General features: G+C 68.2%; 7 protein-coding genes. 3 read left to right on the top strand and 4 right to left on the bottom strand.

Annotated elements, in window-relative coordinates:
• Window positions 1–461: 461 nt before the first annotated feature.
• Window positions 462–1721, top strand: a complete 1260-nt coding sequence (locus QGG75_05055; GenBank protein ID MDP6066610.1) for an MFS transporter — start codon at window positions 462–464, stop codon at window positions 1719–1721.
• Window positions 1722–2116: 395 nt separating this feature from the next.
• A complete protein-coding gene (locus QGG75_05050) occupies window positions 2117–2422 on the top strand; it encodes a helix-turn-helix domain-containing protein (GenBank protein MDP6066609.1) in 306 nt (101 codons plus the stop codon).
• A gap of 14 nt (window positions 2423–2436) precedes the next feature.
• Here QGG75_05050 and QGG75_05045 read toward each other — a convergent pair whose 3' ends face one another.
• Genes QGG75_05045 through fsa form a run of 4 tightly spaced genes read right to left on the bottom strand, consistent with a single transcriptional unit; the run spans window position 2437 to window position 4934 of the window.
• Window positions 2437–2610 (bottom strand): hypothetical protein, encoded by a 174-nt coding sequence (locus QGG75_05045; protein ID MDP6066608.1) that lies wholly within the window; start codon window positions 2608–2610, stop codon window positions 2437–2439.
• The gene (locus QGG75_05040; protein MDP6066607.1) at window positions 2610–3557 is read right to left on the bottom strand and encodes a tyrosine recombinase XerC; all 948 of its coding nucleotides are present in this window, start codon (window positions 3555–3557) and stop codon (window positions 2610–2612) included. The genes QGG75_05045 and QGG75_05040 overlap by 1 nt, the downstream gene beginning before the upstream one ends.
• On the bottom strand, window positions 3536–4252 hold the full coding sequence (locus QGG75_05035) for a DUF484 family protein (GenBank protein ID MDP6066606.1): 717 nt from the start codon (window positions 4250–4252) through the stop codon (window positions 3536–3538). Before QGG75_05035 ends, QGG75_05040 begins: the two co-directional genes overlap by 22 nt.
• Window positions 4253–4271: 19 nt before the next feature.
• Complete coding sequence (gene fsa / locus QGG75_05030) at window positions 4272–4934, bottom strand: fructose-6-phosphate aldolase (protein ID MDP6066605.1); 663 nt, start codon at window positions 4932–4934, stop codon at window positions 4272–4274.
• Window positions 4935–5007: 73 nt separating this feature from the next.
• On the opposite strand from fsa, the gene QGG75_05025 reads away from it, so the two are divergent.
• Window positions 5008–7209: a primosomal protein N' gene (locus QGG75_05025; GenBank protein MDP6066604.1), complete on the top strand. Its 2202-nt coding sequence runs from the start codon at window positions 5008–5010 to the stop codon at window positions 7207–7209.
• The last annotated feature ends 67 nt before the right edge of the window (window positions 7210–7276 follow it).

The following is a 7276-nucleotide window of genomic DNA, read 5'->3' as shown; positions in this document are numbered from 1 at the left end:
GGGCTTCCGGCAGGAAGCCTGGGCGCCGACTGCGGACAGAAGAACGGAGCCCCTGCAGGCATCACCGCGGAGACGGAAACAAAGGGCGTTCGGAGCTTGACATCAACCAACCGATTACAGAAGGCACAGAGGCACAGAGAGGGTTCCGCGGGCGCGCCGTGTCGGAGCCCCCATGAGCCCATGGATATGGCTGGATCTCAGCCAGCAATTTGCCGAAGGTTGCTCTTGGCGATAGCGCCCGCAAGCAACCGGCGCCATCGACCTTTCACGAAATCTCTGTGCCTCTGTGCCTCTGTGGTGAATCCGCAGGGCTGTTCCGCAGCCCAGCCGATGCCAGGCTTGGCCGGCGGGCCGACGATACGGTGTGTGCATCCCTTGGGCCTTGATGGGCGCGCGCGGGGGGAGGGCGTTTTTTCGGCTTTTCCGGCGGCGGCATTATTCCCTGGCTCGGGAACGCGCTCTTGACGACCGACCACGAACTGCTGGAAGGCAAGGCGGCGGCGCGGCTGATCTTCGTCTTCTGCCTGGCCGAAGTCTTCAGCATGGCGAGTTTCGCCACTTTTCCTGCACTGCTGCCCACTTTCGTCACTGAATGGGGCCTCAGTGCCACCGAGGCGGGCTGGATCAGCGGCATCTATTACGCCGGCTACACCGTGGCCGTGCCGGTGCTGACCAGCCTCACCGACCGCGTCGATCCGCGCCGGATTTATCTCGCCTCGACGCTGCTCACCGCGCTCGCGGCACTGGGATATGCCTATCTGGCCGAGGGCTTCTGGTCGGCCATGCTGTGGCGGGCGCTGACCGGCGTCGGGCTCGCCGGCACCTACATGCCCGGCCTCAAGGCGCTCAGCGACCGCGTCAGCGGGGCGGCGCAAAGCCGCGCCGTTTCCTTCTACACGGCAAGCTTCGGCATCGGCGCCAGTATTTCGTTTCTCATGGCCGGCGAGATCGCCACCCGGCTCGACTGGCGCTGGGCCTTCTCGCTCAGCGCGCTGGGCTCGGCGGTATCGCTGGTGATCATGGCCTGGGTGCTGAAACCCAGGCCGCCGAGCCGCGAAGAGGGCACGCACGAATCCCATTTCCTGGATTTCCGCCCGGTCTTTCGGAACTTCCGCGCCATGGGCTTCGTCTGGGCCTACACGGCGCACAACTTCGAGCTTTTCGGCTTCCGTTCCTGGATCGTGGCCTTTCTGGTCTTCAGCCAGGCCCTGCAGCCCGGCGCGGAAAGCCTGCTCAGCGCCACCGCCATCGCCGCCATCTTCAACCTCTTCGGCTGGCCGGCCAGCATCCTCGGCAACGAAGCGGCGGTGCGCTTCGGCCGCCAGCGCACCATCACCATCGTCATGACCGCCTCGGCGCTTTATGCCTGCGGCTTCGGTTTCTCGGCCTCGCTGCCCTACCTCGTGGTGATTGCGCTCGGTGCGGCCTATGCCGTTACCGTGACCGGCGATTCGTCCGCCATCACGGCAGGCGCCGTGGCGGCAGCCCGGCCCGACCAGCGCGGCGCCACCATGGCCGTGCATTCGACGCTGGGCTTCTCCGGCGCCTTCGCCGGGCCGGTGGTTTTCGGCTGGGTGCTGGACCTGGCCGGCGGCCCGGCCAGCCAAAACGCCTGGGGCGTGGCTTTTGCCAGCATGGGGGCGGTTCTCATCCTCGGGCCCATTGCGCTGGCGATTTGCAGCCGGGCTGCGGCCGTCCGGGAGACGTCCGAGCAGTTCTGAATTCGCCAATTTAGCGAAAAAAATAATATAAATTACGATCAAAAATGAAGACCAATCGACGCACAAAAGCTCGGAAACGGGATTCGGCTGACCCTGGAGTGCGGCAATGCCGCATAATCTAGGCAATGAAGATTTTCACTACCCGGACCTATGAGCGCGCCGTCCGGAAGCTGGTATCGGCAGGCACGCGCCGGGAAATGGAAGCCGCCATTGCCGCCGATCCCAATACGGTACCGGTCATCCCGGGGACCGGCGGCATCCGCAAGCTGCGCTGGTCTGGATGACGTTTACCTGCTCACCGCCTACGCTAAGTCCAAAAGCGACGATCTGACGCCGGAGGACAAGAAGGTTTGGTCGAAATTGGTGGCACGGATTAAGAAAGAGGAAAGTGGCTGATGACGACGAAACGTACGCCTGTGGGGAGAGACGTCGAACAAGCCCTGGGCGAGGTGCTGGCCCATGTCCGGGGCGAGGCCGAGCTGCCGGGCCGTATCGTCGATGACCCCTCTGCCGAACGCATACGGGCGCTGCGCAAGCGCCTGAAGTTGAGCCGTCAGAAGTTCGCCGACCGTTTCGGGCTGGACGCCCGTGCCGTACAGGATTGGGAGCAGGGCCGGCGCACCCCCGACCGGGCGGCGCTGGTGCTGCTAACGGTTATCGAGCGCAATCCGCAGGCCGTGGAACAGGCTTTGGCGGGCTGAGGCGAGCTCGTTTCTCAAGACCCCGCTTCACTGTCGGGCCGCGGCCACCACAAAACCTCGTAGCGCTGCCCGGACTGGCTGCCGGTATCCTGGTGGTAGTTGGGATGGCCGGCCGGCAGTTCGCAGCGAAAGGTGCAGCCCTCGTCCCCCAGAACGATCTCGGCGGCGCATTTTTCGATCTCCACCATCAGCGTGCCCGGGGGTGGGCGGCGTCGTAGATTTCCAGCAGCCGGCTTGAATCGACTTCGGTGTAGCGCTGGGTGGTGCTCAGCGAGGCGTGACCAAGTAATTCTTGGATGGTGCGCAAGTCGCCGCCGCCGGCCAGCAGGTGGGTGGCGAAGGAGTGGCGCAGCGCGTGCGGCGTGGCGCTTTCGGGGAGCGCCAGCAGGGCGCGCAAGCGCCGCACCAGGCGCTGCACCATCTCGGGGCGCAAGCGCTTGCCGCGCAGCCCCAGGAACAGCGGGCCCTCGGGCGCGAGCTCGTAAGGGCAGGCGGCGAGGTAGTCGTCTATGGCCTCGCGCACGATGGCCAGCACCGGCACCATCCGCTGTTTGCGGCCCTTGCCGGTGATCACCATGCTGTCGCGCGCCGGGGCTTCGTGGCGGTCGAGATCGAGCGCCTCCGAGATGCGCAGGCCACAACCGTACAACAGCGTCAAGACGGCGGCGTCGCGCCGCGCCACCCAGTCGTGTTCGCTGACGCTGGCGGCGCACTCGACCACCTCGCGGGCCTGGCTTGGCGACAGCGCCTTGGGCAGCGAGTGCGGCAGCTTGGGCGTGCGCAACGCCCCGATGGCGGCGTTGTGCAAGAGCCCCGTGCGCTCGAAATGGCGAAACAGGTTTCTCAGCGACGAAAGCTCGCGGGTCAGCGAGGCGCTCTTCAGGCCGTCCGTGCGCCGCCGGGCCAGGTAGGCGCGAAAATCGGCCACCTTCAGCGCCGCCAGATCGGCGATCCCGGGGGGCGCCCCCAGGTGCCGGGTCAGGAACTCGAAAAATCGCGCTACGTCGCGGCTGTAGGCCGCCACCGTGTGTTCTGACGATTGTTTGCCGTGGGCCAGCCAGGACTGCCACTCGGCCACCGCGCTCCGCACCGCCGGCGCCGCGGCCAGGTGGCTCAGACCGGGCGCTCGAGCCATCCCTTGATGCAGCCCGAAACCACGTGGGCCAAAAAGCCCAGCAGCTCGGTGCCCTGGCCGGGGTGGAAGCGGCGTTCGTCGCGGGCCCCCATGGCCAACAGCGCCGGCGGCCCATAGGGCGCGAGATCAAGGCGGATCAGGGCCGAGGAAAGCACCATGCCGGCACCGGCGCCGAACACCACCTGCTCGCCCTCGGCGTTGGAGCGCAGCAGGATCTCACGGCCTTCGCCGATCATCTCGCCGGTCTCGCCCGCGGCCACCACGTAGACGCCCGGGTTGAGCGGCACCCCCATGTGCTCGGCCGCCGCCTCGAGGCAAAGCGTCACCACGTCGACCTGCAGCATGGCGGCAAGGTCGGTGGTGATGAGCTCGACCAGGTGCTCGAAAGTGTCGGTCGCCAGCAAGGCCAGGACCGCGGCGTGGATGCGGTTCTGGCTCATCATGTTGGATTGGCTGGCCGTCACCAGCTCTTGCTGCTGGCTTTTGAGCTCGGCCAGTTCACGTTGCAAACGCTCGATCATGAAGCGCTGGAAATCGACGGCGCCGTCGCTCTCTCGGGTCTCGGGCGGCGTCAGAACCTGCAGCAGGTGCTGGTTGTCCAAGAGGAAGTTGGGCCGGCGCAAGAGGAACTCGATGACCTTCTCCGCGGTCAGGCGGCTGGCGCCAAAGGCCGGTTTGTCCGCCTCGAAAGTCACGCTTTGCCTCCGTCCCCCGTCATTCACCAAGGATAGATTGGCCGGTTTTGCCCCAATCCGCAAGGAATGCCTCGAGACCCTTGTCGGTCAAGGGATGGCCGGCCAGGCGGCGCAGCACGGCCGGCGGGATGGTGCAGACCTCGGCGCCCAGGCGCGCCGCCTCGACCACGTGCATGGGATGGCGGATCGAGGCCACCAGGATCTCGGTCGAAAGCTGAGGGTAGTTGTCGTAGATGGTGCGGATGTCGGCGATCAGCTCCATGCCGGACTGGCCGATGTCGTCGAGGCGGCCGACGAAGGGCGAAACGAAGCTGGCCCCGGCCTTGGCCGCCAAGAGCGCCTGGGCCGCCGAAAAACACAGCGTCACGTTGACGCCGATGTCCTGGTCGGCAAGCCGGCGGCAGGCCGCCAGGCCGTCCCAGGTCAGCGGCACCTTGATGACGACGTTCGGGGCCACGGTGGCCAGACTCTCGCCCTCGGCCAGCATGCCGGCGGCGTCGCTGGCCGTGACCTCGGCGCTGACCGGTCCCGTTACCAGGCCGCAGATCTCCTCCAGCACCTCACGGAAGTCGCGCCCGGTCTGCGAGACCAGCGAGGGGTTGGTGGTGACGCCATCGAGGAAGCCCGAGGGCGCCAGGCTGCGGATCTCGTCGACGTCGGCGGTATCGATGAAGAATTTCATGCAGGTTTACCTGTTTCTCGTTACCGTTCGGGACCGCTTGTTCCCGGCTGGCGGGCTTGGCAGAGTGTATCTCATGCCTCCCGCCAGCGCCAAATCCACCTCTAGCGGCGCGCCCTGCGCACGGGTTTCCGTGCTCTTGCCGCTCAATTTGCCGGGGCCCTACGATTACCGCGTGCCCGACGGGCTGGAGCTCGAGGCCGGCGACGTCGTGCTGGTGCCGCTGGGCAGCCGTGAAGTCAACGGCGTGGTCTGGGGGCCGGGCAGCCACGAGGTGGCCGAGGCGCGCTTGCGCGACATCATCGCGCGGCGCCATGTGCCGGCCCTGGCGGCCGAGCTTCGAGCCTTCATCGACTGGCTGGCGGCCTACACGCTGAGCCGGCCCGGCGCGGTGCTGCGCATGGCGCTGAGTGCGCCGGCGGCCCTGGCGCTGCCCAAGCCGCGCGCCGCCTATGGGTTGGGCCAGGCTGTGCCGGAGCGCCTTACGCCGGGTCGCGCCCGGGTGCTCGAGCTGGTGGCCCAGGGTCCGCCGATGACGGCTGGCGAACTGGCCCGGGCCGCCGGAGTCGGCCCCAGCGTGGTGCGTGGCCTGGCCGATTTGGGCAGCCTGGTGCCGGTCCTGTTGCCCAGCGAGCCCGGCTTCGCCCGGCCCGATACCGAGCTTGCCGGCGTCGAACTCACGCCGGCCCAGGCCGAGGCGGCGAAAACGCTCTCGAAAAGCGTGGCGGACGCCAACTTTTCCACGACCTTGCTCGATGGCGTACCGGGATCGGGTAAGACCGAGGTCTACCTCGAGGCCGTGGCCCAATGCCTGCGCCAAGGCCGCCAGGCGCTGGTGCTGTTGCCCGAGATCGCCCTTACCGCACAGTGGCTGGAGCGCTTTCAGAACCGCTTCGGGGTGGCGCCCGCGCAATGGCATTCCGACCTCACCCAGGCCGCCCGGCGCAGCACCTGGCGGGCCGTGGCGCTGGGCCGGGCAGAGGTCGTGGTGGGGGCGCGCAGCGCCCTTTTCCTGCCCTTTCCCGAGCTCGGCCTGATTGTCGTCGACGAGGAACACGACGGCTCCTTCAAGCAGGAAGACGGCGTCATCTACAACGCCCGCGACATGGCCGTGGCGCGGGGCCACATCGCTGGCTTCGCCGTGGTCCTGGCCTCGGCCACGCCGTCGCTGGAAACCATCGTCAACGTGCGGGGCGGGCGCTACGAAGCTACTCACCTGCCCGACCGCCATGGCGCCGCCGGACTGCCGGCCATCGCCGCCGTCGACATGCGGGCCGAGAAGCTGCCCCGCGACCGCTGGCTGTCGGCGGCGCTCAGCCGGGCGCTGGCCGAAACCATCTCGGCCGGCGAACAGGCCATGTTGTTCTTGAACCGCCGGGGCTATGCACCGCTGACGCTCTGCCGGGCCTGCGGCCACCGCCTGGAATGCCCCAACTGTTCGGCCTGGCTGGTCGAGCACCGGCGGCTCGGCCGCCTGGCCTGCCACCACTGCGGCTATGCCGCCGGGCTGCCCGAAAGCTGCCCGGGCTGCGGCGTCGGCGAGCGTTTCGCGGCCTGCGGTCCCGGCGTCGAGCGCCTGGCCGAAGAACTGACGCAAACGCTGCCGGGGGCGCGCCTGGCCATCATGGCCAGCGATACCATGAGCGGCCCGCAGGCGGTGGCCGAACTGGTGGCCCGGGTCGGTGCCGGCGAGCTCGACGTGCTGGTGGGCACCCAGATCATGGCCAAGGGCCACCATTTTCCCAACCTCACCCTGGTCGGTGTGGTCGATGCCGACCTGGGGCTGGCCGGCGGCGACTTGCGCGCCGCCGAGCGCACCTTCCAGGTGCTCTACCAGGTGGCCGGCCGGGCCGGCCGGGCGGCCCGGCCGGGCCGGGCGCTGTTGCAGACCTACCTGCCCGACCACCCCGTCATGGCGGCCCTGGTCTCGGGCGACCGCCGGGCTTTCCTGGAGCGCGAGAGCGAGGCCCGGGAAAACCACGGCATGCCGCCCTTTGGCCGCCTGGCGGCGCTGATCGTCTCGGGCGCCGACGAGCGCCTGGTGGCAACCTGGGCCGGCGAGCTGGCTCGGGCCGGGCCGCGTGATGCCGACACCACTCTGCTGGGGCCGGCGCCGGCGCCGCTGGCGCTGCTGCGCGGCCGCCACCGCTGGCGGCTGCTGCTCAAGGTCGGGCGCCAGGTCAACCTGCAGGCCACCGTGCGAACCTGGCTGGCCGCCGTCAAGCTGCCGGGCGCGGTGCGGGTGCAGGTCGACATCGATCCCTATTCGTTTCTCTAGAGTCGATCTCTTCGAGATCGTCTCTAGATTCTTGTCGCTCACGGCGGCTCCGCTTCGCTCCGCAGCC

The sequence above is a fragment of the Alphaproteobacteria bacterium genome (genome assembly GCA_030740435.1).
In the GTDB taxonomy this organism is placed as follows: Bacteria; Pseudomonadota; Alphaproteobacteria; order UBA2966; family UBA2966.
The sequence above is the reverse complement of the archived record's forward strand: the minus strand, read 5'-3'. Positions and strand labels throughout refer to the sequence as shown.